Consider the following 22,876-nt stretch of genomic DNA (forward strand, 5'->3'; position numbering starts at 1 on the left):
GAACTATAGGTGCGACCATGAGTAGTGTAGATTCTCTGGATTCCTTGATGACGCAATTACGCGCTCTGGCTGAACAGGCGCAAGGGGTGAAAGTCCCGGAAAAATCCCCTACGGGTCCGGATAGCTTTGCCAACACCCTCAAAGATATGGTGGGTTCTGTAAACCATCAGCAAAGTCAGGCCAATACCTTACAGTCTGATTTTGCGGGCGGTGACAAATCGGTCAGTCTCAGTCAGGTGATGGTGGCCTCACAAAAAGCCGATCTTTCTTTCCAGACCATGCTTCAGGTACGCAATAAACTGGTTTCCGCGTATCAGGACATCATGAATATCCAGGCATAGTCGTGATCATCTTTCAGCCCTGGCGTAGAGACTGCTGATGGCCACGGAAACTGCGACCAATTTCAATCTGTCGGGGGGGGCTGCAGAAGTCCAGCGCCGCTGGCAGGAAATGCCGCCCAATCGGCGTTTGGGTGTGCTGGTGGCTCTGGCGGCAGTGGTGGCCGTATTGATTGCCGCTATTTTCATGGGCGGAAATTCCTCTTACAAGGTGCTGTACACCAATCTTTCTGATCGCGATGGCGGGCAGGTGATTGCAGAATTACAAAAACTGAATGTGCCCTATCAGATCAGTGATGGTGGTGCGGTCATTTCTGTACCCGCCAATAATGTCTATGCCACCCGCATGAAGCTGGCTGCCGATGGTTTGCCCAAGGGTGCCGGAGTGGGCTTTGCCCTGCTCGACCATGAGCCCATGGGGACCAGTGATTTTGTCGAGCATGTCAATTATCAACGGGCGCTGGAAGGTTCTCTGGAAAGAACCATCGCTTCACTGAGTTCCGTGCAGGGTGCCAAAGTCCATCTGGCTATGCCCAAGCCTTCAGTCTTTCTCAGTGAACAGGAAAAACCCACGGCTTCGGTCATGCTGGATTTATATCCCGGTCGCGAACTGAGCGCCGCTCAGGTGGCGGGCATTGTCCATCTGGTCGCGGCCAGTGTTCCGGGCTTGCAGGATAAAAACGTCACCGTGGTTGACCAGCATGGTCATTTACTGAGTAGTCAGGCCAATGCGGATACCGGTTTACAGCCTTCCCAGCTGGCTTATCAGCGTGCCGTGGATCAGCAATATGAAAAGCGCATTCAGGCGATTCTGACCCCGATTGTGGGGGCCAAAGGTGTCCGCGTTGCGGTATCTGCAGATATTGATTTTTCTAAAAGTGAAAGCAGCTCGGTAAGCTACGGTAAGGGTCAGATTCTCAGTCAGCAAACCCAAACCAGTTCCGGTACGGGCGGGTCGGGCCCTTATGGTGTTCCGGGGGCGCTGTCCAATACTCCACCCGGAGTGGCGGTGGCGCCATTGGTGGCTCCCGTGGCTTCCAATCTTTCTCCGGCCGCGCTGATTGCTCTGGCGCCTACTCTGAAAATGCTGGCACCGACGCAAAGCAGTGCAGGCACGACGACCAACTATGATGTCGATAAAACGATCGTGCATACGGTGCAGCCGGTCGGCATCGTCAAGCGCCTTTCCGTGGCCGTGCTGGTGGATGATCAGGTGACGGAAAGCACCCTCGGTGCCGTCAAGGCTAAACCCTTGTCCACGGCGCAACTGGCGCAGATTCAGCAGCTGGTGGAAGATGCCATTGGCTATAGTGCCAAACGCGGCGATACGGTCAAAGTGGTGAATATGCCCTTTACTACCCAGTCAGCGGCCAGCACCCTGCCCTGGTGGCAACAGTCCTGGTTTTTGAATCTCATGAATAGTGGACTGCGTTATCTGGTCATTCTTTTTGTCGCTTTTTTGCTCTATTTCGGGGTGGTGCGGCCACTCCTGAAGCGCCGCCTGCGTCAGGAACCGGCCATGGATGCGGCCAACACGGCCGCAGAGCAGGAGAAAGTCGCTGAAACTTCTCAACCGTCGGCGGCAACCATGGCCAATGCAGAGGCGATTCGCGAGCAGGTCAGTATCCCGGGCAATCCTCTGGAGACGGACTTGTATGTGTCCCGGCAGTTGGTGATGCAGGATCCCGCCAGGGCAGCCCAGGTAGTCAAGGAATGGTTGTCCAATGAGCACGAGTGAAGATCTTACGGGTATTGACCGTAGTGCCATCCTGCTGCTCAGCCTCGGCGAGGATGAAGCCGCTGAAGTGATGCGTCATTTGGGGCCGCGCGAAGTCCAGAAGCTCGGCGCGGCTATGGCACGTTTATCCCACATCTCTACCGATCAGGTACAGGTGGTGCTTTCGGATTTTCGCTCGCGTCTCGAACGACAGACTTCTCTGGGGGTCGGTAGCGACCAGTATATCAGGGCGATGTTGACCAAAGCATTGGGTGCAGATAAAGCGGGCAGCCTGATCGACCGGATTCTCCATGGCGGAGATGCCAGTGGTCTGGAAAACCTGAAATGGATGGATGCCCGCTCCATTGCCGATTTGATCAAGCTGGAGCACCCCCAGGTGATCGCTATGATTTTTGCCTATATGGAGCCGGAGCAGGCCGGAGAAGTCATTCATCATCTTCCCGAGCGGCTGGTCAGTGAGGCGATGATGCGCCTCGCCAGTCTGGAAACGGTGCAACCGGCCGCCATCAGAGAGTTGAATGAAATTCTCGAAGAGCAGATTTCCGGCGAAGCCCAGAGTTTGCAGGTGGCCAGCCTGGGAGGCGCCAAAGCCGCTGCCGATGTGCTCAACCGCCTGGAAACCAGTCTTTCCACCAGCATTCTCGATAATATGCGCGAAACCGATGATGAACTGGCCGATAAGGTCCAGGAAAAAATGTTTGTCTTTGATGATCTGATCAAGCTGGATGATCGGAGCATGCAGGTTTTGCTGCGGGAGATTCCCTCGGACGGTTTCGTGACTGCTCTGAAAGGGGCCAACACGGCCCTGCGCGAAAAATTCTTTGCGAATATGTCCAAGCGTGCCGCTGAAATGATGCGTGATGATCTGGAAGCCAAAGGACCCGTGCGGGTGAGCGAGGTAGAAAGCAGTCAAAAAGCGATTTTACAAATTGCCACGCGATTGGATGCGGCAGGACAGTTGAGTCTGGGTGGTGGCAGTAGTGAGGCCATGCTGTGAGCAGGCTGAAACCATGAGGGATCGTGCGGATATCATTTCCGGAGAGAGTGCCGCCCGTATAGAACGCTGGCAGTTACCCGAGGTAAGAGGGACTTTCGATAAAGCGGCCACTCAGGATGTCGTCCCGGAAAATGGTGAAACCCTGAGTGTGGTAGCAGTAAATTTGCCGACTACGGAGCAACTGCAAGCCCTCTATGCAGAAAGTGAGAAGTCCGGTTGGGAGCAGGGCTATCGTCATGGGCAGCAGAAGGGCAGGGAGGAGGGTTATGCCGAAGGCTTGGCCCGGGCAGAAGCGGAAAGGCGGGCGCTGCAAAATATCCTGGCCGGTTTTTTTTCGCCCTTGCAGGCTCTGGATAGCAGCGTGGAGCAGTCTTTATTGTCCCTGTCCCTGGAAATAGCCCGTCAGGTACTTCGCCACGAGTTGCGGCTACGCCCGGAAATCCTCTTGCCGGTATTGCGTGAAGCCCTGCGGGCAGTCCCTTTGCGCAGTGTCAGGCCGGATTTGCATATGCATCCCGATGATGTGGAGATGCTGCAGCGCCTTATGCCGGAACTGGTCGATCAGGGAGTCACCCTGATTGCTGATGCCCAGATTGAACGCGGTGGTGCCGTTTTGTCTGCTGGCCTCGATGATAATACCGCCAGACCTGACCGGCGCTGGCAGGATCGCGAACTGGATCATGCTGCCACGCAACTGGATTTACGTCTGGAAACCCGTTGGCGTCTGGTCCTGGAGCGGTTGTTTGGAGAGATGTCGGCATGATGCTGCGTTTTGCTGATCGCCAGAAACTCTGGGGTAATAACCTGGATACTTACGCCCAACGTTTACCGCAAGCTTTTCCAGATTTGTTGCCCAGTGGCAGGCTGGTACGCATGGTCGGTCTGGTTTTGGAAGCCGAAGGTTTTGATGCTAGCGTGGGGACACGCTGCCGTGTCGAAGCCGCACATCAACGCGGCATTGATGCAGAAGTGGTGGGTTTCCAAAATGAAAAGCTCCAGTTGATGGCTGCGGGCGACTTGCACGGCGTCCGGCCTGGCGCTCGCGTCCAGCCCCTGTCTGGAGAAGCCCAGGCCAGTGTCAGCGAACGCTTGCTGGGCCGGGTTCTGGATGGTCAGGGGCAGTTTCTCGATGATCTGGGGCCAGTGTCGGGACAAACCCGGGTTCCTCTTTTGGGCGTTACCATCAATCCCATGCAGCGCGCTCCGGTAACCCGTACGCTGGATGTGGGAGTGCGGGCCATCAATGCCCTGTTTACCATTGGTCGTGGCGCGCGCATGGGTCTGTTTGCCGGTAGTGGAGTGGGTAAAAGCGTATTGCTGGGCATGATGGCACGCAACACCGAAGCCGATGTCATCGTCGTCGGGTTGATTGGCGAACGTGGCCGGGAAGTGAAGGAGTTTATTGAGGATATTCTGGGTGCCCAGGGTTTGAGTCGGGCTGTGGTGGTGGCTGCCCCAGCCGATGTTCCCGCCTTGACACGCATTCGTGGCGCCCATCTGGCCACGGCCATTGCCGAATATTTCCGCAATCAGGGCAAGCATGTGTTGTTGCTCATGGATTCACTGACCCGCTATGCCATGGCCCAGCGTGAAATTGCCCTCGCAGTGGGGGAACCTCCCGCCGTGCGCGGCTATCCGCCCTCTGTCTTCGCACGCTTGCCGGCCCTGGTGGAAAGGGCCGGTAACGGGCCGGTGGGTGGTGGCAGTATTACGGCGTTTTATACGGTACTGATGGAGGGGGATGATCAGCAGGACCCCATTGCTGATAACGCCCGGGCGGTGCTCGACGGTCATCTGGTCTTGTCGCGGAGTCTGGCTGAACAGGGACATTATCCGGCTATTGATCTGGAGGCCTCCATCAGTCGGGTTATGCCGAACATTGTTTCCCAGCCCCAGATTCAACAGTTGCATCGCTTGAAGCGTCTCTATAACCGGTATCGGGAACACCAGGACCTGATGGCCGTGGGGGCTTATACGCCGGGCATGGATCCCGTTCTGGATCAGGCGGTGCGTGCTTATCCCGCTATTTTGGGATTTCTCCGGCAGAATCAGCAGCAGTCAGTAGCCTTGGCGGATAGCCAGGCACAGCTGGCGCAATTGATGTTGCCTTACATGGAAGAAGGTTAGATTGATGATGAGTCGTCAGAATGTCCTGTCGTTTTTGCGGGAGGACGCCGACAAAAAGCAAAAAGAGTTGGCCATTCGCCTCGGAAAACAGCGCAAATTGCTTCAGGAAATTGAGCAGAAAATGCAGTTGCTGGATAATTATCTGCTCCAGTACCGCAGTCAGGCGATAGCAGCAGAAGCCTCCGGTATTTTGGGGTCCCAGGCCCTGGATACCCGGAATTTCATTCGGCAACTGGAACAGGTGCTGCACATTCAAAGAGACAATGTGTTGCGCCAGCAGCAGAGTGTTGCCCAGTTGCACGCAGAATGGGCATCGGCCCGGGTTCGGGAAAAGGGCTTTGCAGCCTTGGCAAAAAGGCTGGAAGTAGAACAGCATGATCAAGAACTGCGCAAGATTCAGAAAGAGCTGGATGAATGGGCACAGCGTCGCCCCGTTCTTCGATGATCTGGTGTGAAATTTGCTAGCTTGTCTGCTGAGGTTCATATACTGAGGATTGATCCGGATGACTGCCGTCAGCATTGTTAGCCCTATGCCTTCAACAAATGCCATACCCGGTCCGGGAAGCCAGTCTTCCCGTAGTGTGGCCCAATCTGCGGCTCAGCCCGCTGCCCCGTCTGCTACCCAAGCGCTTGCCGGCTTTACAAGTCAGGAAAACCAGGGGCATGGTGCGTTTGCGGTGGTCATGGCCAGACAGCAAACCCGGGAAGCGCAGCACCAAAATACGCCAGGCAGGGCCGCTGGTCCTGATGCGCGCCCTGCAGGGTCCACCAAGCTTCAGCCTGCTGCTGACGCGTTGCCCAGCGATGCAGCTGCAGCAATGCCTTCAGCCGGCGGCAAAAACATGCCGCAAGCAGTGCTGAGTAAATCGGAACAGAATCAAAGCAAAACACACTCTGACAGCGCCAAGAAAACGGATATCTCCGCACATACGCCGGTAGGCCTGGTCAGCAGTCTGCTTCCCGGGCTAGCCATACCCTTGCCGGCTCCTGTGCCGGTGAATGTGGTAACGAATCCACCGGTCAATCCTGGTCTTACTCCGTCCCCAGAATCTCCGGCATTGTCTAAAGGTTCTTTGGTAACATACGGGAGTGCTGAAAAGCCGGTATCCCCAAATAGCCCGCTGCTCCATCTCCAAACGGATGTCATGGCGCATGATGGAAAGGCGTCGGATGCGGCGGCGCACGCAAGCAGGCAGGGTGGCCTGTCACCCAGGGATACGGGACACCTGCCGCAAAATCTGCTGCATGATCTGGTCACCGCAGTGTCCGCAAAGCAGAGCAGCGTCCCAGCTACGATCAACAATAACTTATTGCTTGATGCAAACATTGGACTGCCTAAAAATGTTGCTGAGTCCGTCAGCAATCTATCACAAAATAACTCTCCAACCTTGCTGGCAGGAATGCTCCCCAATAATGTCACACCCAGTAGCTCCGGGCAGGTGCTTGCGACTCCGGTAGGAGCAAATCCACAATGGGGAGAAGCGCTCGGACAGCAGGTCCAATGGCTGCTTGGGCAGGACATTCAGCAGGCCAGGCTGCAACTGAATCCTCCCCATCTGGGTCCGCTGGAAGTGCATCTGGACATCCAGGCAAACGGGCAAGCGAATGCGACTTTTCTTTCTCCCCATCCTGAGGTGTTGCAGGCCATTAGTAACGCCATTCCCCAGTTGCAACAGAGTTTTGCTGCGGCCGGAATGAGCCTCGGGCAGACCAATGTCGGTGCCGATGGAGGGGGGCGCTATTTTTCAAAAAATAAGCCCGCTTCGACGACATCCGTCAAAACGCTGACGGAAGCCGGGGACAGTCCCGCTGCTGTAGCCATGCTCAGGGTGCAGCTCGGTCTGATCAACGCTTTTGCATGATTCTTGCAATGTCCTGATACTCCCTATACGGTGACCCTATGGCACAGGATATTCTTTCTCAGGATGAAGTGGATGCTCTTTTCAAGGGCATGGCGGATGGTGATGTCGACACTCAGCCGGAACCGGAACCTGAGTCTGGTGGTGTGCGTCCTTATGATCTGGCCAATCAGGATCGTATTGTGCGGGGGCGTATGCCGACCCTGGAAGTGGTCAATGAGCGCTTTGCCCGGCTATTTCGGGTCAGCCTGTTCAATTTTTTGCGGCGCACCGCAGAAATATCGGTGGGTCCCGTGCGTCTCATCAAATATAGTGAATTTATCCGTCGGCTGGTGGTTCCCAGTAATATCAATATTGTCCAAATCAAACCGCTGCGTGGGTCGGGATTATTTGTATTTGATCCGCGCCTGATTTTTGCTGTGGTGGACAACTATTTCGGAGGAGATGGACGTTTTCATGCGCGGATTGAAGGGCGAGAATTTACCCCCTTGGAACAGCGCATCATCAAAAGGCTTCTGGATCTGGCTTTCAAGGATTTCAAAAATGCCTGGACACCCGTGATAGAATTACAACCTGAGTTGACCCGTTCAGAAGTCAACCCGCAATTTGTCAGTATTGCTACACCGACAGAAGTGGTGATTGTCAGCACCTTCAATGTGGAACTGGAATCAGGGAGCGGTACTTTCGAGATTTGTCTGCCTTATGGCATGGTAGAACCGGTGCGTGATCAGTTGACTGCCGGAACCACCGCTGATCGTTCGGAAATTGACCGTCGTTGGGTGCAGTCCTTGCAGGATGAAATGCAGGAGGCGTCACTGGCTGTGGAAGTACAATTCCTGCAAACCCAACTCACGCTCCGGCAATTATTGGCTTTGCGTGATGGCGACATCATTCCGGTGGAAATGCCCGAAGCGGTTTATGCCCAGGTGGATGGTATTCCGGTGTTTTCAGGAAAATACGGCGTTTCAAACGGCAAGGTGGCCGTGCAGGTCGAAAAACAATTATGTCCGGAAATGCTCGCCGGGCAGGCGGCCATGGCGGCCATGGAGAACTGAATGATGGTCGAAGAACAGGAAGTTTCAACAGAGAGTGGCGCAGCGCCTGTAGATATCGAGCAGGCCGATGACATTATGGCTGATTGGGCAGCCGCAATGAGTGAGCAGGAAGCTGCTGAAGCGCCACAGCCTCAGGATAAAATGTCCAAGCCCGAAGTGGGCCAGTCTACTGATGCGGAACAGGCTGCCGGACTTTCTGAAGCGCCTTCAGGAAAGCCTACACCGGTACCCATGCCAGAGTTACAGGTTTCTCGATCGGTCGGTACCCAGGCACAAAATCTCGACATGATTCTGGATATTCCGGTGACGCTGTCAGTGGAATTAGGCAAAACCAAAATCCAGATTCGCAATCTGCTGCAGTTGGCCCAGGGCTCGGTGGTCGAATTGGAGCGGCTCGCTGGCGAACCCATGGATGTACTGGTCAACGGTTATCTGATTGCGCAAGGCGAAGTGGTTCTGGTCAATGATAAATTTGGTATTCGCTTGACCGACATTGTCAGCCCTGCAGAGCGCGCCAAAAAATTGCGATGAGCGATTCAGGTATCCCATCCAGTCGCCAATTCTCCCCGATAGCGGCGCCAAAATTTTGGCTGCTTGGCGGGTTATTGGCGATGGTCAGCCCTTTTGCTTGTGCCGCTACTTCCCCGGCTATGGAAACGGGCAGTCCCTTTTCCTGGATGGCCATCATGCAGTTATTTGCGGCGTTAGTGTTTGTTTTGGCCATATTTTTCGTGGTGATCTGGATGTTGAAACGCTTCCAGCCGGGTTCTCTGGGTAGTACTGCCGGTGGGCTGCGAGTGATCAGTTCCCTGCCATTGGGTGCGCGGGAACGCCTTTTGCTAGTACAGGTTGGCGAGCAGCAATTGCTCCTTGGGGTGACCCCGACAGGTATCCACCTGTTGCACACTTTGGAGACACCGCTGCCCGAAACCACCAGTCAATCAGCGACGGCTTTTGCCAGCTGGTTGCGTACAGCGATGGAGAGGCGCAAGCAAGGATCATGGAGCCCCAATACCCCACCCAATCCCGCAGGGGATATCAAGGCCGGCGTACAAAATACGTCGGAATCCTCCTCGCTGGACTAGCTACCTTACCCGGGAAAGCCCTGGCAGCAGGTTTGCCAGCACTGACCGCTACTCCCCAGGCGGGTGGTGGCACGGAGTACAGCCTCAGCATTCAAACCTTGATATTCATGACCGTGCTGGTGTTTTTGCCGGCCATGCTGCTGATGATGACGGCTTTCACCCGCATAATCATTGTCTTGTCCCTGTTAAAACAGGCTCTGGGTTCCACCCAGATGCCGCCCAGTCAAATTATTGTCGGTCTTTCCCTGTTTTTGACTTTTTTTGTGATGGCCCCGGTTTTTCAACAACTCAATACCCAGGCCCTGCAACCGCTCACCAAAAACCAGATCAATCTGACCGAGGCAATGTCGCGGGCCGAAGGGCCATTGCGCACTTTCATGCTTTCCCAGACCCGGCCCGATGATCTGGCTCTGTTTGTGAAGCTTTCCGGGCATAAACAATTGCAGGCACCAGCCGATACGCCCATGACCCTGCTGATTCCGGCTTTTGTGACTTCGGAGCTGAAAACCGGCTTTCAGATCGGGTTTTTGATTTTTATTCCTTTTGTCATTATCGATCTGGTGGTGGCGGCGGTACTGATGTCCATGGGGATGATGATGCTGTCACCGGTCACCATTTCCTTCCCGTTCAAGCTGATGTTGTTTGTACTGGTGAATGGCTGGGATCTGGTCATCGGTTCGCTGGTGCAGAGCTTTATCCATTAGGAGAATGTCATGACCCCCGAAAGCGTCATCGATATCGGGCAACAGGCCATCTGGACGACCCTGCTGTTATCCGCCCCTTTGTTGGGTATCGCCCTGGTGGTCGGGGTGCTGGTCAGCATTTTTCAGGCGGCCACGCAAATCAACGAAATGACCTTGAGTTTTGTGCCGAAGGTGATCGCCATGGGGCTGGTCATGGTGATTCTGGGGCCCTGGATGCTGCATTTGATGATGGATTACACCATCCAGCTTTTTCATGATATCCCCCATCTCATCGACCAATGATTCATTTCAGCAGCCTGCAATTGGAACACTGGATCGGTCTGGTCTTCTGGCCCTTCGTGCGGGTGCTGGCTTTGCTGACTACGGCGCCGGTATTCAGTGCTACCCAGGTCCCTGTCCAGGTGCGGGTCGGGCTGGCTCTGCTCATCAGTGTGGCGATTGCACCGGCGCTTCCGGCCATGCCGGCCGTGCATTTTCTCAGTGGGGAAGGGCTGGTATTGCTGATTCAGCAGTTATTGATCGGCTTTGCTCTGGGTTTTGCCATTACTCTGATTTTCAGCGTGATTCAGTTTTCTGGTTCAGTCATCAGCTTGCAGATGGGCCTGGGTTTCAGTAGTTTTTTTGATCCCACGACCGGGGTACAAGTGCCGACCTTATCCAATTTTCTCAATTTGCTGGTCTTGCTGCTTTTTATGGGCATGAATGGGCAATTATTGGTGCTGGCTACCTTGATGCGCAGCTTTACGGTATTACCAGTCAGCACTCACCTCAGCCTGAATCCCTCGGCCTGGCACTTGCTGGTCAGCGAGGGAGCGGTCATATTTTCTCTGGGGCTGGCGATTTCCACCCCGGTACTGGGTACTTTGATTTTGGTGAATATTGCCCTGGGGATATTGGGCAAACTCGCTCCACAACTGAACATTTTCGTGATTGGTTTTCCGCTGTTATTGGGCCTGGGACTCCTGGCCATATATATATTCATGCCGGCCATGCAGATACTCGTGGAACATCTGCTCAACTTGTCCATGACCGTTGCCGGAAAGACTCTGCTTATGGCGGCGCGACCATGAGCATCTGTATTCGGGGGGCTTTCTGATGGCAGAAGAAAACGCCCAGGAACGAACAGAAGCGGCGACGCCGAAGCGCCAGGAGGATGCCCGTAAAAAAGGGCAGGTGGCGCGCTCCCGGGAATTATCTACCAGTGTCTTGCTGCTGGTTTCCGCAAGTCTGTTTTATGGCTTTGCTGATCATATATATCAGAATCTTGTGGCTTTTTTATATGCCGGCCTGCATTTGTCTACGCCGGAAATGACGGATACCAGCGATTTACTCCGGCATTTTGCACGCATGTTGATGATGGCCACCTGGATGGCCTTGCCGTATTTCCTGATTTTGATGGTGGCGGTGCTGGCAGCAGGATTGATGGTGGGTGGTTGGGTGTTCAGTACCCAGACTTTGATACCGGATTTTACTAAGCTGGACCCCATCAGTGGCCTGCAAAAAATCATCTCCAAACATGGTGCCTTGGAACTCGTCAAAGCGGTACTGAAAACGGTAGTTATCGGCGGTTTTGGCGTGACCTTGCTGTGGGCTCAGCGCCATGCGCTGTTCGGGTTGTTACAGGAAACGCCCGATCAGGCGCTTTTGCAGTTGATGCATATGAGCGGACTGATATTTTTGATTCTTTCTGCGACCACCCTGCTGATTGTGGTATTTGATGTGCCTTTCCAGATCTGGACACTGAATCAAAAGTTGAAAATGTCCCATCAGGAAATCAAGGATGAAATGAAAGAATCCGATGGTAATCCCGAAATCAAATCCAAGGTACGCGCCATGCAGCGCGAGATGGCGCGGCGGCGGATGATGGCGGCCATTCCCAAAGCGGATGTGATTGTGACCAATCCGACCCATTATGCGGTGGCTTTGCGCTATAAGGAGGGAGAGCAACGCGCCCCGCTGCTGCTCGCCAAGGGTATGGATCACGTTGCCACCAGAATTCGGGAAATTGCCGCTGAGCATCATATTCCGATAGTCGAGGCCCCGCCGCTGGCCCGCGCGCTCTATCACCATGTCGAGCTGGAACAGGAAATTCCTGCCAGCTTGTATCGTGCAGTCGCAGAACTTCTCGCCTATTTATATCAACTGCGGGTTGCTACCCCGCAGCAGTATCCCTCATTGCCGGAAACCTGGTCGGTGCCGGCAGAACTGGATCAACGAGAATAAACGATGAACTTGCTCAATCGCCTGCTCCAGAAACTGAACTGGCATACCTTGGCCGCGCCGATACTGGTCATCATGGTGCTGGCCATGTTGATCATTCCGCTGCCCACCTTTCTCCTCGATATACTTTTTACCTTCAATATCACCTTGGGGTTGATTATTCTGCTGGTCAGCCTCTATATGAAGCGTCCCCTGGAGTTTGCGGCTTTCCCGACGGCGTTGCTGTTGACGACCCTGTTGCGCTTGTCCCTGAATGTGGCTGCCGCCCGCATTATTTTGCTGCATGGCCAAAATGGTCCGGGGGCCGCCGGGCAGGTCATTGAATCCTTTGGACAGTTTGTGGTGGGCGGTGACTATGTGGTGGGCATTATTGTTTTTGCCATTCTGGTCATCATTAACTTTGTGGTGATCACCAAAGGTGCCGGCCGCATTGCGGAAGTCAGCGCACGTTTTACTCTGGATGCTATGCCCGGCAAACAGATGGCCATTGATGCGGATTTGAACGCCGGAATTATCGACCAGGAAGAAGCCCATCGGCGCCGCAGTGAAATTGCCCAGGAAGCGGATTTTTTTGGATCCATGGATGGCGCCAGCAAGTTTGTGCGTGGTGATGCTGTCGCTGCTATATTGATATTATTCATCAATTTGATCGGTGGCCTGATTATAGGTATCTGGCAACATGGCCTGAGTCTAAGTACGGCCGCCCACGATTACACCCTGTTGAGTATTGGTGATGCCCTGGTCGCACAAATCCCAGCGCTGGTGATCTCCATTGCCGCCGGTATTGTGGTGAGTACCGTCAATACCGGTCAGGATCTGGGCAAGCAGTTGATCGGCCAGGTATTTCAAAACAAGGAAGTGCTGACTATCGTGGCGGTAATCCTCGCCATCCTGGGACTGATTCCGGGAATGCCCCATTTACCCTTTTTAGGAGCTGCTGCTTTGCTGGGGGGTATCGTCTGGTATGGTAAACAACCTAAAGCGCCGGAAAAGGCTCCCGAAGTTCCCAGCAGCAATGAGCCCGAGGAAGTCACCTGGGCCAGTGTCGAACCCCTGGATCCCCTGGGTCTGGAAGTGGGCTACCGCCTGATTCCTCTGGTGGATAAAGGTCAGGGTGGCGAATTGCTGGCACGGATTCGCGGTGTTCGTAAAAAATTCGCTCAGGATTTCGGGTTTCTGGTACCGGCGGTACATGTTCGGGATAATCTGGAACTGCGACCCACGGCTTACCGGATCAATGTCAAAGGGGTGGAAGCCGGTGGAGGCGAGGTGTTCCCCGATTTGCTTCTGGCCATTGATCCGGGAAATGTGCTGGGCAAAGTCGCCGGTACGCCGACCACCGATCCTTCCTTTGGCCTGCCGGCAGTCTGGATCAATAAGGAAGATCGCGATAAGAGCGTCGCTCTGGGTTATACCGTTGTTGATCCGGCGACGGTCATCGCCACACAGCTGCACCAGATCCTGCAAAGGCATGGCGCAGAATTGCTGGGTCGGGAAGAAGTGGAGGGCCTGCTGTCTCATCTGGCCAGTCGTTCTCCCAAGCTGGTCGAAGATGTGATTCCGAAAATGCTGTCCCCGGACAAACTCAAAAAAGTGCTGCAAAATCTTTTGAATGAAAGCGTTCCTATTCGCGATATGCGCACCATTGTCGAGATTTTGGCGGAGCATGCACCACAAAGTCAGGATGTTGACGAGTTGACGGCGGCTGTGCGTACAGCGCTTGGGCCTTATATTGTTCAGGGACTGTTTCCCGGACAGTCGGAACTGCCGGTGGCGGTGCTGGACGGACAACTGGAACACTTATTGCAAGAGAGCCTGCGTAATAGTAATGGCGAAGCGCTGGAGCCGGGACTGGCCCAGCGGGTACTGGAAAAAGCGGGGGACTTGATGCAGCAGATGGAGGCGGGGGGCATGCAACCGGTATTGTTGGCGATGGCACCCATGCGCGCATTTCTAGCCCGTTTTCTGGCAAGAAGCGCGCCCCGGATGCGGGTGCTTTCTTATGCCGAAATTCCCGAGAGCAAGAAAATCAGGGTAGTCGCCACACTGGGTGCGTGAACCCGCTGGGTGGCAACCGCGAGAGTCTTTACAGGAGACAGCATGTATGAAAATCAAACGGTTTAGTGGCGCGAATACCCGGGATGTTCTCCAGCAGATTCGGCTTACCCTGGGGCCGGAAGCGGTCATTTTGTCCAATCGCGAAGCCGATGGCGAAGTTGAGATTGTTGCCGCCATTGATTTTGATGAAAAACAATGGAGCGAAACCCAGTCTGTACCGGCATGGCCGGAACCCTTGCGTAATCTGCCGGAAAATTCGCAAAAGTATCCAGTATCCGATGCAGCGATGTTGGCCGGCATGCATTCCCCAGAAATGCAAGCAACGCCGAAGCGTGAAAATACACATTCACAGGAGAAATCTGCGAATTTGCACAGCGAGTTACAGGCCCTGAAACAGTTGGTTGAAAGACGCTGGGGTCCGCAACCTGCACAAAAATCTGCTCAGGAGTTTTTGACGGAAATGGGTTTTTCCGACTCGTGGATTGGCCGTTTTCTGGAGCAGGGCGAGCCCCGAAACTGGAAGGAAAGTTTGCGCAAAACCCTTGAAGAACAGGTGGGTATCAGTCAAAGCACGCTGGATAAGCCGGGATTGTTTGTATTGTTAGGGCCAACGGGTTCCGGCAAAACGACCAGTATAGCCAAGCTGGCGGCCGCCCAGGTTTTGCGCCATGGTCCTCATTCCGTGGCGCTCCTGACGACAGATACCTACCGGATTGCCGGAGTGGAGCAACTGGATATTTATGCGCGAATTCTGGGTGTACCACTGGATGTGATCAAAGGGCCGGATGATCTTTTGAAATCGCTGGAAAAACATCGTGACCGCTCCTGGATATTCATCGATACCATTGGCATGGGTCCCAAAGATCCGCGTCTCAATGAACAATTGCAGTGGTTTGCCGCCTTGGGCGCGGATGCCCAGCGTTATCTGCTGATCCCGGCCAGCCTCAGTGGCCGGAATATGTCCACGGTTTTGCAGCCTTATACGCATATACCGCTCAATGGTGCCATTTTGTCGAAAGTGGATGAAACTCCCGCTTTTGCCGCAGTACTGGAATGGTTGTCTACTCAGCATCTACCCGTTGCCTGGTATAGTGATGGCCAGAAGGTGCCGGAAGACATGCACGAAGCTCCCTGGGAGCAGCTACTGTCCTTGTTGGAAACCAGCCTTGAGCATCACCCGGATGTACTGGCACCGGACTCCGGGAATCGCTACCATGGCAGCCGCTATGAATGAATCCCGTGGAAATATGGCTATTCAGGGTGAATATAAATTGGATCAGGCAGAAGGATTACGGCGCATGCGGGCTAGGAAGCCGGTAAAAGTCATTGCCATAGCTAGCGGTAAGGGTGGTGTGGGAAAAACCAATGTGGCAGTGAATCTGGCCGTTGCCCTGGCCCAGCAAGGCGCCAAGCCCTTGCTGTTTGATGCAGACCTGGGGTTGGGTAATGTGGATGTGCTGTTGGGGTTGAGTCCGCGCTATAACCTGTCCCATGTGATTTCCGGTGAAAAAAGCATGGCTGAGGTGTTGATTACCGGTCCCTGGAACATGCGTATTTTACCTGCGGCCAGCGGTGTGGCACGGATGGCCAATCTGGACGCTCAGTCCCAATCCAACCTGATTCAGGGTATCGGTGATCTGAGTCTCGATATGGATTATCTGCTGATTGACCTGCCTGCCGGTATTGCCGGTGATGTGCTGACCTTCAGTCAGGCTGCTCAGGAGGTATTGGTCGTGCTTTCCAATGAGCCTGCGTCTATTACCGATGCCTATGCCTTGATCAAGGTACTCAGCCGCAATCATGGTGTACGACGCTTCAAGGTGCTGCCGAATATGGTCAGGGATCAGAAAGAAGGCGAAGCATTGTTTCAGCGCATTGCCAAAGTCGCTGACGGTTATCTGGACGTCACTTTGGAACAGGTGGGTACCTTGCCTCTGGATCCCGCCTTGCGGGCTGCGGTGCGTGCCCAGAAAGCGGTGGTGGAATTGTATCCGGAATCATCCGTTGCCAGGGCATTGCGTGATGTAGCCATGACCATTGAGCGCTGGCCCCACTCCTTTAATGCCGCAGGGCATATGGCGTTTTTTATGGAGCGTCTGCTGATGGCCAGTCCCGAGTCTGCGATCTGATGAGTGCCCGGCGCGCTACCGATCCATCGGTGGAAATAAGCGCAGCTGTGGCGCGTTTTTCCCCTCTGGTGCAACGTATTGCACAACGGATCCGTGCCCGGTTACCCGCCAATATCGAACTGGCAGATTTGGTTCAGGCGGGTTTAATGGGTTTGATGGACGCGCTTTCCGGACAGGAAAACACCAGCGATGCGGCTTTTGTGGCCTACGCCAGCCTGCGGATTCGCGGCAGTATCATGGATGAGCTGCGCAATCAGGATTGGCTGCCACGCCGGGCCCGGGCCAAAGAGCAATCCATTCGCAAAGCGATCAGCTGCCTGGAACAGCAACTGGGTCGCTCACCCGAAGAAGAAGAAATTGCCAGCATGCTCGGTTGGGATCTCAAAACCTATCATGCGGCTTTGCAGAATACGGGCGGGCAAATCGTTTATCTGGAAGATTTGAGCGTGGATAATGATGTGTTTGCCGGTCGATTTTTGCGCGATCCATCGGCAGATATGGCGGCTGTTCTCAGCTCCGAGGAGTTTGCCCGAGCCTTGCAGAGCAACATCCGGTGCCTGCCGGAGCGTGAGCAACTGGTTTTGGCCCTGTATTACCAGGATGAACTGACATTGAAGGAAATCGCTGTGGTACTGGAGGTTACGGAATCCCGGGTGAGTCAGATCATGCGCCAGGCTGTTTTACGCTTGCGCAGTCAGCTTGGAGACTGGAACGATGCGCCATAAGGAAAGAATCTCATGGATTTTCTGACCGTTGCAGGATTGTTGGTTGCTTTTGGTGGAATCTTTCTGGGGCAATTACTGGAGGGAGGTAAACTCAGCTCTATTCTGCAACTGACGGCCTTTATCATCGTGATTGGCGGTACTACTGGTGCGGTGATGGTGCAGTACCGTTTGCCGGTATTTGTACGTTCCCTGAAAATGCTGCCGTGGATTATCCTGCCGCCGAAAACCGACCCGCAACCGGTTATTCAGGAGCTGCTGGAATGGAGCAATACGGCTAGGAAAAATGGCTTGCTGGCTCTAGAAGGATTGCTCGAAACCGTCAATGATCCTTTCATGCGTAAGGGGTTACAGATGCTGGTGGATGGCTCAGAACCGGCTAAAATCCGCGCTACATTGGAAGTAGACATGGATTCACGTTCGGAAGTGGAGCGTCAAGGAGCCCGGGTATTTGAATCGGCGGGCGGCTATTCGCCTACCATTGGCATTCTCGGTGCCGTTTTGGGTTTGATTCATGTGATGGAAAATCTGGCGGATCCCGCCAAATTGGGCGCCGGCATTGCCACGGCTTTTGTCGCAACCATTTATGGCGTTGGCTCAGCCAACCTGCTTTTCCTGCCGATTTCCAATAAGCTCAAGGGCGTGGTTCATCAGCAGAATTATTTGCGGGAAATGATCATTGAAGGATTGGTGAGTATTGCGGAAGGGGAGAACCCGAAGCTCATTGAAGGACGTTTGCAAAGTTTCTATGCTGAGTAAGTGGGCGTATAGTCAAGAGCAGTTGTCTTTTGTGTTAAAGGAGGGTCAACATGGCAGATACCCCTTTTCGCCCCGTCGAAACCGGTACGCAGCCCGTGCAGCCTTTGCGCCCTGTGTACAGGGAGCAGAATCCCAAGTCATCGCATAAAAAAAAGCCCGAGCCAAGGAAGGATGATTCCGGGCATCAAGTGGATGAGTTTGCCTGATCAGCCAGGTAGATGCGTTTGCGTCCCGCTTTTTTCGCCTGATACATGGCCTGATCGGCTAGCGCGATAATCTGATCCTGACTGCTGTTCTTCTGCCAACGCGCCACGCCGGCGCTGAAACTTACTTGCAAAGCTTTATCGCGAGTCTCGAAATGCTGTTGACCAAGACGCAGTTGTAAGCGCTCCAGAATGTGCTTGGCCCCTTCAGCTGAAGTTTCGGGCATCAGCAGCACAAACTCCTCGCCGCCATAACGGGTGATGACATCATTGGCGCGCAGGGTATTCTGCAGAATCCTGGCCATCTCCTGTAAAACCCGATCACCCAGATCGTGTCCATACTGGTCATTGACCTGCTTGAAATGATCCAGATCGACAATAGCAACTGCCAGAGGCTGATTCAGACGTTGAGCTCTGGCGGTTTCTCGGGCAAAAGCCGCATTCAAACCCCGGCGATTCAATAAGCCGGTCAGGGGGTCTACATGTACCAGTTGACTGATGGATTCCAGCTCATTTTCCAGTGTGCGAATTTTTTCCTGGGCACTTTGCAGGCGGTTTTTGGCCTGCAACAAGGCGTTCCTGGTTTCTACAGATTGTGTGGTGATGTTTTTGCTCGTGCTGACGACTGCGCTGACAATTTGACGGATATGCTGCCAATCTTTGGCGCTTTCCAGCTCGGTGGCAAGAATTTCCAGTTGCTGGTGGTTGCGACCATTTTCACCCGCCATGCTTTCCACAGAAATCAGTACCAGATTTACGAGGTCCCGAATGGCCTTGCGAGCCTCACGCACTTCAGATTTCAGTTTCCCCTGCTGAAAAATAACTTCTTTGACTCCGCTGATGGCTAACTCAAGTTCCTGATCATTTTGAGCCGACTGGACGGCGCGTTGCACGATATCCATCTGTCCGGATAAAAACGCATCGTTTTCGACAAGGTCAGCAACATTGCGCAGAAGGAGTTGCAGGAGCTCCTGCAATCCCTGGCGCATTTTTTCTGCCTTGGCGTCCAGGTCGCGTTGATGGGACCACAGGGATCTGGCCAAAGGCGCCAAATGTTCCGGGTTGGTGTTGGGGGCATGGAGAAGATCGTCTATTTGCGCCAGGACACCCGAGCTGATCGCGTCTTCGTGGCGTAAGCCAAGTTGGATGCTGGTCTTCCACAATCGTTGCCAGTCACTGCAATGAGTGTCTGCACTGTTGTCGTCACGGATTTCAATGGCCTCGGAGTTAACCTGGCGGGTAGGTAGTTTTTCCCACTGCTCCAAAAGGTTGTTGAGCTTTATGGATAAAGCCGGTGCATCCTTTACCGTGAACAGCTGATTTTTAGCCAGCATTTTCTGCAGGTGTGACAATCCTGATTGGGATCTTTCCCATTCGGTACAAAGCCTTTGAAGGAGGTCGGGCCAGTCGGCAGTCACTGGAGACTTTTCTCCGGAAATGTCCCGGTAAAAGCGGGTGTATATTTCAGGGGTGGGTGACAGGCCCTGTTCCATGAGACTTTTCAGGGCTTCTCGGGCAATTTCCGGAGGAGATTTGGGGGGCACGCTGCGAACCTCAGTGTTATGATTATCCTGCCGTTATCCTAATGGTTATCCTGAAAAAGAAAAAGAGAGGGGTGTGATCAGGGTAATAGCCGGGCCTGATTGCGGCCTTCATGCTTGGCCTGATAGAGAGCCGCATCAGCGATGATGACCCGCTCTCTGGCTGGAACCTGCGCGAGCAAGGTGGTTATTCCAATGGAAATTGTGACTTGTATAGTCCGCCCCTGGTCAATCTGGAAAGGCTCACTGGCAATTTTTTGACAGAGCCTTTGCGCGGTGAGCAGGGCACAATTTTTTTGCATTCGCGGAAACAGGGCAAAAAACTCCTCACCGCCATAACGGTATAGGCCGTCATAAGGGCGTAACTGCGCGCGAAGGCGGTCTGCCAGTTCTTTGAGAACGCGGTCCCCACTGATATGACCGAATTGGTCATTGAGTTTTTTGAAATGATCCACATCCAGCATGGCAATATAGGCAAATGCCCCGCGATCCACCAAAGACTGCTCGCGAGCCAGGTCTTGTTCCATGCGGCGGCGATTGAGCAGGCTGGTAAGGGGATCCACTTCCCCCATGTTTTTGCTGAACGCGACTATCTCGTCAAAACATTGTCGCTCCAGCGCTTCGGCCGCAGGCATCACCGTCAGTAAAGCGGCTTTGCAATCAGACTTGGCCCGGATTTCCTGCAGCTGATGCATAATACGATGATAGTTTTCCTGTAGATCCCGCCAAAATAAGCGATAAATCTCCGGAATCCGCGATTCAGGGTCATGCAAGGCTTGCAGCACACTCTGTTCAGCTTGTCTGGGCAGTGAGCGTCCCTGTAAGTATTCGCGCAGCCACAGTTGCCAGTAGCTTTTCCAGGCCTCGTAAAAGTTCACGAGATCTTCCAGATAAGTGCCATTATCTGGGATCTGGTCAACATGCTGTGAAGTGTACATTTCTGAATGTGCAGTCATGGCTTACCTCCCGTCTTTAGAGGTAATTAAGCAAGCATCATGCCACTTATTCTGGTTATGGTTGTTGTCACGACAAGGATGGCTACTTCAGTTTTTTGCAGGATGTGTCGTTTAGACAATTCAGAAGCCGCAGGAGAGTAGCCATGCCTCAACCATCACAGCCATACATGCATTATCCAGAGCCGGAATCCTCTCAGGAAAACGCTACACCGCTGATGCAACTCGGTTTGGAGGGCGTGGAGGCCTATTTGCTGCGTATCAGGAATGCTCTGGAGCGTCGCGACTATGGGGCCAAGCGAGTGGCCATAGAACGTGCCGAACAGTTGGTGCAACATCTGCTCCTGCATCTGGAAGAACAGCTGACCAAAGAGCGGGTGATTCGCCTCGATCGCTTATATCGCTATTTATTGTTGAAGCTGGCTTATTGCAATATGTTCAATGACTTGAATGCCCTTCAGTGCTGTGATCCGGTAATCCAGGACTTGCGCTTGGAGTGGTCTTGCGTATACGGCAAAATCCAGGGCAGCCAGACTCCCAGGATGATAGACTTTAATGATATGCTGGTCGGATAATTATTCATTTATTCTGAAATATTACAGGCAAGGAAGCCATGGCGGAAGAAGCGGGAAAAAGCAAGCTGGTAGTTATTCTGATGGCTGTTATCGTATTGCTGGTAGTAGTCGGCGGTGCAGCGGTATGGTGGTTCATGCTGCGCTCTACGGCAGCCCCGACCCCGGCAGAAGTAGCTCAGCAAAAACTGCAGAACACCAAGTTTATTGATCTGGGCTCACTCGTGACCAACCTCCAAAGCACTGATGGGAGTACCCATTATATTCAGGTGCAAATCCAGTTAAAAACTTATGATCCATCAGTCGAGGCATCGGTGAAGTCTTTTATGCCCGAGATTCGCAATGGCATTCTGCTCTTGTTGAGTGCTCAGAATGCCGACACGGTGAGCCAGCCAGCGGTGCGTGATCAACTCCTGCAAAAAATAAAAGCGCAGGTAAATAAAATACTCGAAACCGATGGTGGGGCGCTTAAAAAACCCCAACCCGATAAAACACCACCCATAGCGGCTGTATATTTTGCCAGTTTTGTTGTTCAATAACGGGATTTAATCCATGTTTCTGATTATCGGCTATATCATTGCTCTGGGCGCTATATTTGGTGGCTTCATGCTTGAAGGCGGGGCCATTACAGCCCTGCTTCAGCCCTATGAACTGCTGATGATCGCTGGTGGTGCTTTTGGTGCATTTTTTGCGGCAACATTCCCGCGCACATTCAAAGCCGTTATTAAAGCTCTGCCGCTGGCTTTTAAGGGTTCGAAATATAACAAAGCCATTTATATGGAGTTGCTTAGTCTGCTGAATGAGCTTTTTGCTAAAATTCGTCAGGGTGGTCTGATGTCCATTGAGGGCGACGTGGACGATCCTGCTGCCAGCGAAATGTTCAAAAAATACCCACGTATTCTCGCAGATCATCATGTGATGGAATTTTTGACTGATTATTTGCGACTGATGGTGGGTGGCAATCTGGGAGCCTTTGAAATGGAAAATCTCATGGATGTGGATATTGATACCCATCATCGTGAAATGGAAATTCCCATCCATGCTTTAACCCGCACCGCCGATGGTATGCCCGCTTTTGGTATTGTGGCCGCAGTGATGGGAGTGGTGAACACCATGGGTTCAGTGGATAAACCACCCTCAGTTCTCGGCGAGTTGATTGCGGCGGCATTGGTGGGGACATTTCTGGGTATTCTTCTGGGATACGCCGTATTGTCTCCTTTGGCATCACGGATGGAAGATCGGGCGGCAGAAAGCAGTAAAATTTTTGAATGTATTAAAGTGGCTTTGCTGGCCACGATGAATGCTTATCCTCCTCAGGTGGCTGTAGAATTTGGTCGTAAGGTTCTGTTCTCCACCGAACGTCCCAGTTTTCAGGAGTTGGATAATCATCTACGGGAAAGCAAGGGAAAGTGATCAATCATGGCTGACGATGGAAAAAACAAGCCAATTGTCATAAAGCGTATCAAAAAGGTTGGCGGTGGCGGGCACGGTGGTGCCTGGAAAATTGCCTACGCCGATTTTATTACCGCCATGATGGCTTTCTTTTTATTGATGTGGTTGCTGGGCTCCACGACCAAAGCGCAATTACAGGGTATTGCCCAGTGGTTCAAAAACCCTGAACGGGTTTCTTTAATGGGCGGTCCCGGCAGCGGTTCATCCAACTCCATTTTGCCTGGTGGCGGCAAAAATTTGACAAAGACCGTCGGTGAGATTCAACGCGGTGAAAAGCGGCAAAATCTTGCCAGTAATCCCACTCTGACGGTTGCAAGTGAACAGGTAGACCATGAAAATCTGGAGCATCTGAAAAAAGTTCTGG

25 protein-coding genes and 1 pseudogene are annotated in these 22,876 nt (G+C 53.4%); 24 read left to right on the forward strand and 2 right to left on the reverse strand.

Going from position 1 to position 22,876, the window contains the following annotated elements; genetic code table 11:
* The first annotated feature begins 17 nt into the window (after positions 1 to 17).
* From fliE to AC2VLR_RS06990, 20 genes are all read left to right on the forward strand, one after another.
* Positions 18 to 341, forward strand: a complete 324-nt coding sequence (gene fliE, locus AC2VLR_RS06895; RefSeq protein ID WP_215843223.1) for a flagellar hook-basal body complex protein FliE — start codon at positions 18 to 20, stop codon at positions 339 to 341.
* Between the two features lie 37 nt (positions 342 to 378).
* Positions 379 to 2,076 carry a flagellar basal-body MS-ring/collar protein FliF gene (gene fliF / locus AC2VLR_RS06900; protein WP_486881454.1) on the forward strand — a complete coding sequence of 566 codons (1,698 nt, stop codon included), beginning with the start codon at positions 379 to 381 and terminating at the stop codon, positions 2,074 to 2,076.
* Entirely contained in the window at positions 2,063 to 3,073 is a 1,011-nt protein-coding gene (gene fliG / locus AC2VLR_RS06905) for a flagellar motor switch protein FliG (RefSeq protein WP_486881455.1), read from the forward strand. Before fliF ends, fliG begins: the two co-directional genes overlap by 14 nt.
* Before the next feature lie 13 nt (positions 3,074 to 3,086).
* Positions 3,087 to 3,836, forward strand: a complete 750-nt coding sequence (locus AC2VLR_RS06910) for a flagellar assembly protein FliH (protein WP_486881456.1) — start codon at positions 3,087 to 3,089, stop codon at positions 3,834 to 3,836.
* On the forward strand, positions 3,833 to 5,200 hold the full coding sequence (fliI, locus tag AC2VLR_RS06915; RefSeq protein ID WP_486881457.1) for a flagellar protein export ATPase FliI: 1,368 nt from the start codon (positions 3,833 to 3,835) through the stop codon (positions 5,198 to 5,200). Before AC2VLR_RS06910 ends, fliI begins: the two co-directional genes overlap by 4 nt.
* 4 nt (positions 5,201 to 5,204) lie before the next feature.
* Positions 5,205 to 5,645: a flagellar export protein FliJ gene (gene fliJ / locus AC2VLR_RS06920; protein WP_486881458.1), complete on the forward strand. Its 441-nt coding sequence runs from the start codon at positions 5,205 to 5,207 to the stop codon at positions 5,643 to 5,645.
* Positions 5,646 to 5,730: 85 nt separating this feature from the next.
* Positions 5,731 to 7,062: a flagellar hook-length control protein FliK gene (locus AC2VLR_RS06925; protein ID WP_486881459.1), complete on the forward strand. Its 1,332-nt coding sequence runs from the start codon at positions 5,731 to 5,733 to the stop codon at positions 7,060 to 7,062.
* 38 nt (positions 7,063 to 7,100) lie between these two features.
* Positions 7,101 to 8,114: a flagellar motor switch protein FliM gene (gene fliM / locus AC2VLR_RS06930; RefSeq protein ID WP_486881460.1), complete on the forward strand. Its 1,014-nt coding sequence runs from the start codon at positions 7,101 to 7,103 to the stop codon at positions 8,112 to 8,114.
* On the forward strand, positions 8,115 to 8,645 hold the full coding sequence (fliN, locus tag AC2VLR_RS06935) for a flagellar motor switch protein FliN (RefSeq protein WP_486881461.1): 531 nt from the start codon (positions 8,115 to 8,117) through the stop codon (positions 8,643 to 8,645).
* Positions 8,646 to 8,725: 80 nt separating this feature from the next.
* Positions 8,726 to 9,199 (forward strand): flagellar biosynthetic protein FliO, encoded by a 474-nt coding sequence (gene fliO / locus AC2VLR_RS06940; protein WP_486881462.1) that lies wholly within the window; start codon positions 8,726 to 8,728, stop codon positions 9,197 to 9,199.
* A gap of 32 nt (positions 9,200 to 9,231) precedes the next feature.
* Positions 9,232 to 9,903, forward strand: a complete 672-nt coding sequence (gene fliP / locus AC2VLR_RS06945) for a flagellar type III secretion system pore protein FliP (RefSeq protein ID WP_303646326.1) — start codon at positions 9,232 to 9,234, stop codon at positions 9,901 to 9,903.
* 9 nt (positions 9,904 to 9,912) lie between these two features.
* Entirely contained in the window at positions 9,913 to 10,185 is a 273-nt protein-coding gene (fliQ, locus tag AC2VLR_RS06950) for a flagellar biosynthesis protein FliQ (RefSeq protein ID WP_486881463.1), read from the forward strand.
* 20 nt (positions 10,186 to 10,205) lie between these two features.
* Positions 10,206 to 10,973 carry a flagellar biosynthetic protein FliR gene (gene fliR, locus AC2VLR_RS06955; RefSeq protein WP_486881464.1) on the forward strand — a complete coding sequence of 256 codons (768 nt, stop codon included), beginning with the start codon at positions 10,206 to 10,208 and terminating at the stop codon, positions 10,971 to 10,973.
* Between the two features lie 25 nt (positions 10,974 to 10,998).
* Positions 10,999 to 12,126 carry a flagellar biosynthesis protein FlhB gene (gene flhB, locus AC2VLR_RS06960; RefSeq protein ID WP_486881465.1) on the forward strand — a complete coding sequence of 376 codons (1,128 nt, stop codon included), beginning with the start codon at positions 10,999 to 11,001 and terminating at the stop codon, positions 12,124 to 12,126.
* Between the two features lie 3 nt (positions 12,127 to 12,129).
* On the forward strand, positions 12,130 to 14,181 hold the full coding sequence (gene flhA / locus AC2VLR_RS06965) for a flagellar biosynthesis protein FlhA (RefSeq protein WP_486881466.1): 2,052 nt from the start codon (positions 12,130 to 12,132) through the stop codon (positions 14,179 to 14,181).
* 46 nt (positions 14,182 to 14,227) lie between these two features.
* Complete coding sequence (flhF, locus tag AC2VLR_RS06970; protein WP_486881467.1) at positions 14,228 to 15,415, forward strand: flagellar biosynthesis GTPase FlhF; 1,188 nt, start codon at positions 14,228 to 14,230, stop codon at positions 15,413 to 15,415.
* Positions 15,396 to 16,310 carry a MinD/ParA family protein gene (locus AC2VLR_RS06975; RefSeq protein WP_486881468.1) on the forward strand — a complete coding sequence of 305 codons (915 nt, stop codon included), beginning with the start codon at positions 15,396 to 15,398 and terminating at the stop codon, positions 16,308 to 16,310. The genes flhF and AC2VLR_RS06975 overlap by 20 nt, the downstream gene beginning before the upstream one ends.
* Positions 16,310 to 17,035 carry an RNA polymerase sigma factor FliA gene (fliA, locus tag AC2VLR_RS06980; RefSeq protein WP_486881469.1) on the forward strand — a complete coding sequence of 242 codons (726 nt, stop codon included), beginning with the start codon at positions 16,310 to 16,312 and terminating at the stop codon, positions 17,033 to 17,035. Before AC2VLR_RS06975 ends, fliA begins: the two co-directional genes overlap by 1 nt.
* Before the next feature lie 12 nt (positions 17,036 to 17,047).
* Positions 17,048 to 17,791 (forward strand): flagellar motor protein, encoded by a 744-nt coding sequence (locus AC2VLR_RS06985; RefSeq protein WP_215843208.1) that lies wholly within the window; start codon positions 17,048 to 17,050, stop codon positions 17,789 to 17,791.
* 50 nt (positions 17,792 to 17,841) lie between these two features.
* On the forward strand, positions 17,842 to 17,997 hold the full coding sequence (locus AC2VLR_RS06990) for a hypothetical protein (protein ID WP_486881470.1): 156 nt from the start codon (positions 17,842 to 17,844) through the stop codon (positions 17,995 to 17,997).
* Here AC2VLR_RS06990 and AC2VLR_RS06995 read toward each other — a convergent pair.
* Both AC2VLR_RS06995 and AC2VLR_RS07000 read right to left on the reverse strand, forming a co-directional pair.
* Positions 17,976 to 19,538: a GGDEF domain-containing protein gene (locus tag AC2VLR_RS06995; RefSeq protein ID WP_486881471.1), complete on the reverse strand. Its 1,563-nt coding sequence runs from the start codon at positions 19,536 to 19,538 to the stop codon at positions 17,976 to 17,978. The two genes, AC2VLR_RS06990 and AC2VLR_RS06995, sit on opposite strands and share 22 nt — an antisense overlap.
* Before the next feature lie 77 nt (positions 19,539 to 19,615).
* Positions 19,616 to 20,491 carry a GGDEF domain-containing protein gene (locus tag AC2VLR_RS07000; RefSeq protein WP_486881472.1) on the reverse strand — a complete coding sequence of 292 codons (876 nt, stop codon included), beginning with the start codon at positions 20,489 to 20,491 and terminating at the stop codon, positions 19,616 to 19,618.
* 143 nt (positions 20,492 to 20,634) lie between these two features.
* Between AC2VLR_RS07000 and AC2VLR_RS07005 the strand changes: the two genes are divergently transcribed.
* The 4 genes and pseudogenes from AC2VLR_RS07005 to AC2VLR_RS07020 form a co-directional block, all read left to right on the forward strand.
* Complete coding sequence (locus AC2VLR_RS07005) at positions 20,635 to 21,063, forward strand: flagellar protein FliS (RefSeq protein WP_486881473.1); 429 nt, start codon at positions 20,635 to 20,637, stop codon at positions 21,061 to 21,063.
* Positions 21,064 to 21,101: 38 nt separating this feature from the next.
* Complete coding sequence (locus AC2VLR_RS07010; RefSeq protein ID WP_486881474.1) at positions 21,102 to 21,599, forward strand: flagellar basal body-associated FliL family protein; 498 nt, start codon at positions 21,102 to 21,104, stop codon at positions 21,597 to 21,599.
* A gap of 13 nt (positions 21,600 to 21,612) precedes the next feature.
* A complete protein-coding gene (gene motA / locus AC2VLR_RS07015; protein ID WP_486881475.1) occupies positions 21,613 to 22,473 on the forward strand; it encodes a flagellar motor stator protein MotA in 861 nt (286 codons plus the stop codon).
* Positions 22,474 to 22,479: 6 nt separating this feature from the next.
* Positions 22,480 to 22,617 (forward strand): annotated as a pseudogene (locus AC2VLR_RS07020) (flagellar motor protein MotB); the annotation flags it as partial.
* Positions 22,618 to 22,876: the final 259 nt, after the last annotated feature.

The sequence above is a fragment of the Acidithiobacillus sp. TH-A117 genome (assembly GCF_057473465.1).

What these genes read in the sequence shown, in the direction of transcription:
- flhF (WP_486881467.1), top strand. Translation starts at nt 14,228, where the DNA reads ATGAAAATCAAACGGTTTAGTGGCGCGAATACCCGGGATGTTCTCCAG.
- fliF (WP_486881454.1), top strand. Translation starts at nt 379, where the DNA reads ATGGCCACGGAAACTGCGACCAATTTCAATCTGTCGGGGGGGGCTGCA.
- AC2VLR_RS06985 (WP_215843208.1), top strand. Translation starts at nt 17,048, where the DNA reads ATGGATTTTCTGACCGTTGCAGGATTGTTGGTTGCTTTTGGTGGAATC.
- fliI (WP_486881457.1), top strand. Translation starts at nt 3,833, where the DNA reads ATGATGCTGCGTTTTGCTGATCGCCAGAAACTCTGGGGTAATAACCTG.
- AC2VLR_RS06910 (WP_486881456.1), top strand. Translation starts at nt 3,087, where the DNA reads ATGAGGGATCGTGCGGATATCATTTCCGGAGAGAGTGCCGCCCGTATA.
- fliQ (WP_486881463.1), top strand. Translation starts at nt 9,913, where the DNA reads ATGACCCCCGAAAGCGTCATCGATATCGGGCAACAGGCCATCTGGACG.
- fliG (WP_486881455.1), top strand. Translation starts at nt 2,063, where the DNA reads ATGAGCACGAGTGAAGATCTTACGGGTATTGACCGTAGTGCCATCCTG.
- AC2VLR_RS07005 (WP_486881473.1), top strand. Translation starts at nt 20,635, where the DNA reads ATGCCTCAACCATCACAGCCATACATGCATTATCCAGAGCCGGAATCC.
- fliN (WP_486881461.1), top strand. Translation starts at nt 8,115, where the DNA reads ATGATGGTCGAAGAACAGGAAGTTTCAACAGAGAGTGGCGCAGCGCCT.
- motA (WP_486881475.1), top strand. Translation starts at nt 21,613, where the DNA reads ATGTTTCTGATTATCGGCTATATCATTGCTCTGGGCGCTATATTTGGT.
- AC2VLR_RS07000 (WP_486881472.1), bottom strand. Translation starts at nt 20,491, where the DNA reads ATGACTGCACATTCAGAAATGTACACTTCACAGCATGTTGACCAGATC.
- flhB (WP_486881465.1), top strand. Translation starts at nt 10,999, where the DNA reads ATGGCAGAAGAAAACGCCCAGGAACGAACAGAAGCGGCGACGCCGAAG.
- fliM (WP_486881460.1), top strand. Translation starts at nt 7,101, where the DNA reads ATGGCACAGGATATTCTTTCTCAGGATGAAGTGGATGCTCTTTTCAAG.
- fliA (WP_486881469.1), top strand. Translation starts at nt 16,310, where the DNA reads ATGAGTGCCCGGCGCGCTACCGATCCATCGGTGGAAATAAGCGCAGCT.
- AC2VLR_RS07010 (WP_486881474.1), top strand. Translation starts at nt 21,102, where the DNA reads ATGGCGGAAGAAGCGGGAAAAAGCAAGCTGGTAGTTATTCTGATGGCT.
- flhA (WP_486881466.1), top strand. Translation starts at nt 12,130, where the DNA reads ATGAACTTGCTCAATCGCCTGCTCCAGAAACTGAACTGGCATACCTTG.
- fliE (WP_215843223.1), top strand. Translation starts at nt 18, where the DNA reads ATGAGTAGTGTAGATTCTCTGGATTCCTTGATGACGCAATTACGCGCT.
- fliJ (WP_486881458.1), top strand. Translation starts at nt 5,205, where the DNA reads ATGATGAGTCGTCAGAATGTCCTGTCGTTTTTGCGGGAGGACGCCGAC.
- fliO (WP_486881462.1), top strand. Translation starts at nt 8,726, where the DNA reads ATGGTCAGCCCTTTTGCTTGTGCCGCTACTTCCCCGGCTATGGAAACG.
- AC2VLR_RS06975 (WP_486881468.1), top strand. Translation starts at nt 15,396, where the DNA reads ATGGCAGCCGCTATGAATGAATCCCGTGGAAATATGGCTATTCAGGGT.
- AC2VLR_RS06925 (WP_486881459.1), top strand. Translation starts at nt 5,731, where the DNA reads ATGCCTTCAACAAATGCCATACCCGGTCCGGGAAGCCAGTCTTCCCGT.
- AC2VLR_RS06990 (WP_486881470.1), top strand. Translation starts at nt 17,842, where the DNA reads ATGGCAGATACCCCTTTTCGCCCCGTCGAAACCGGTACGCAGCCCGTG.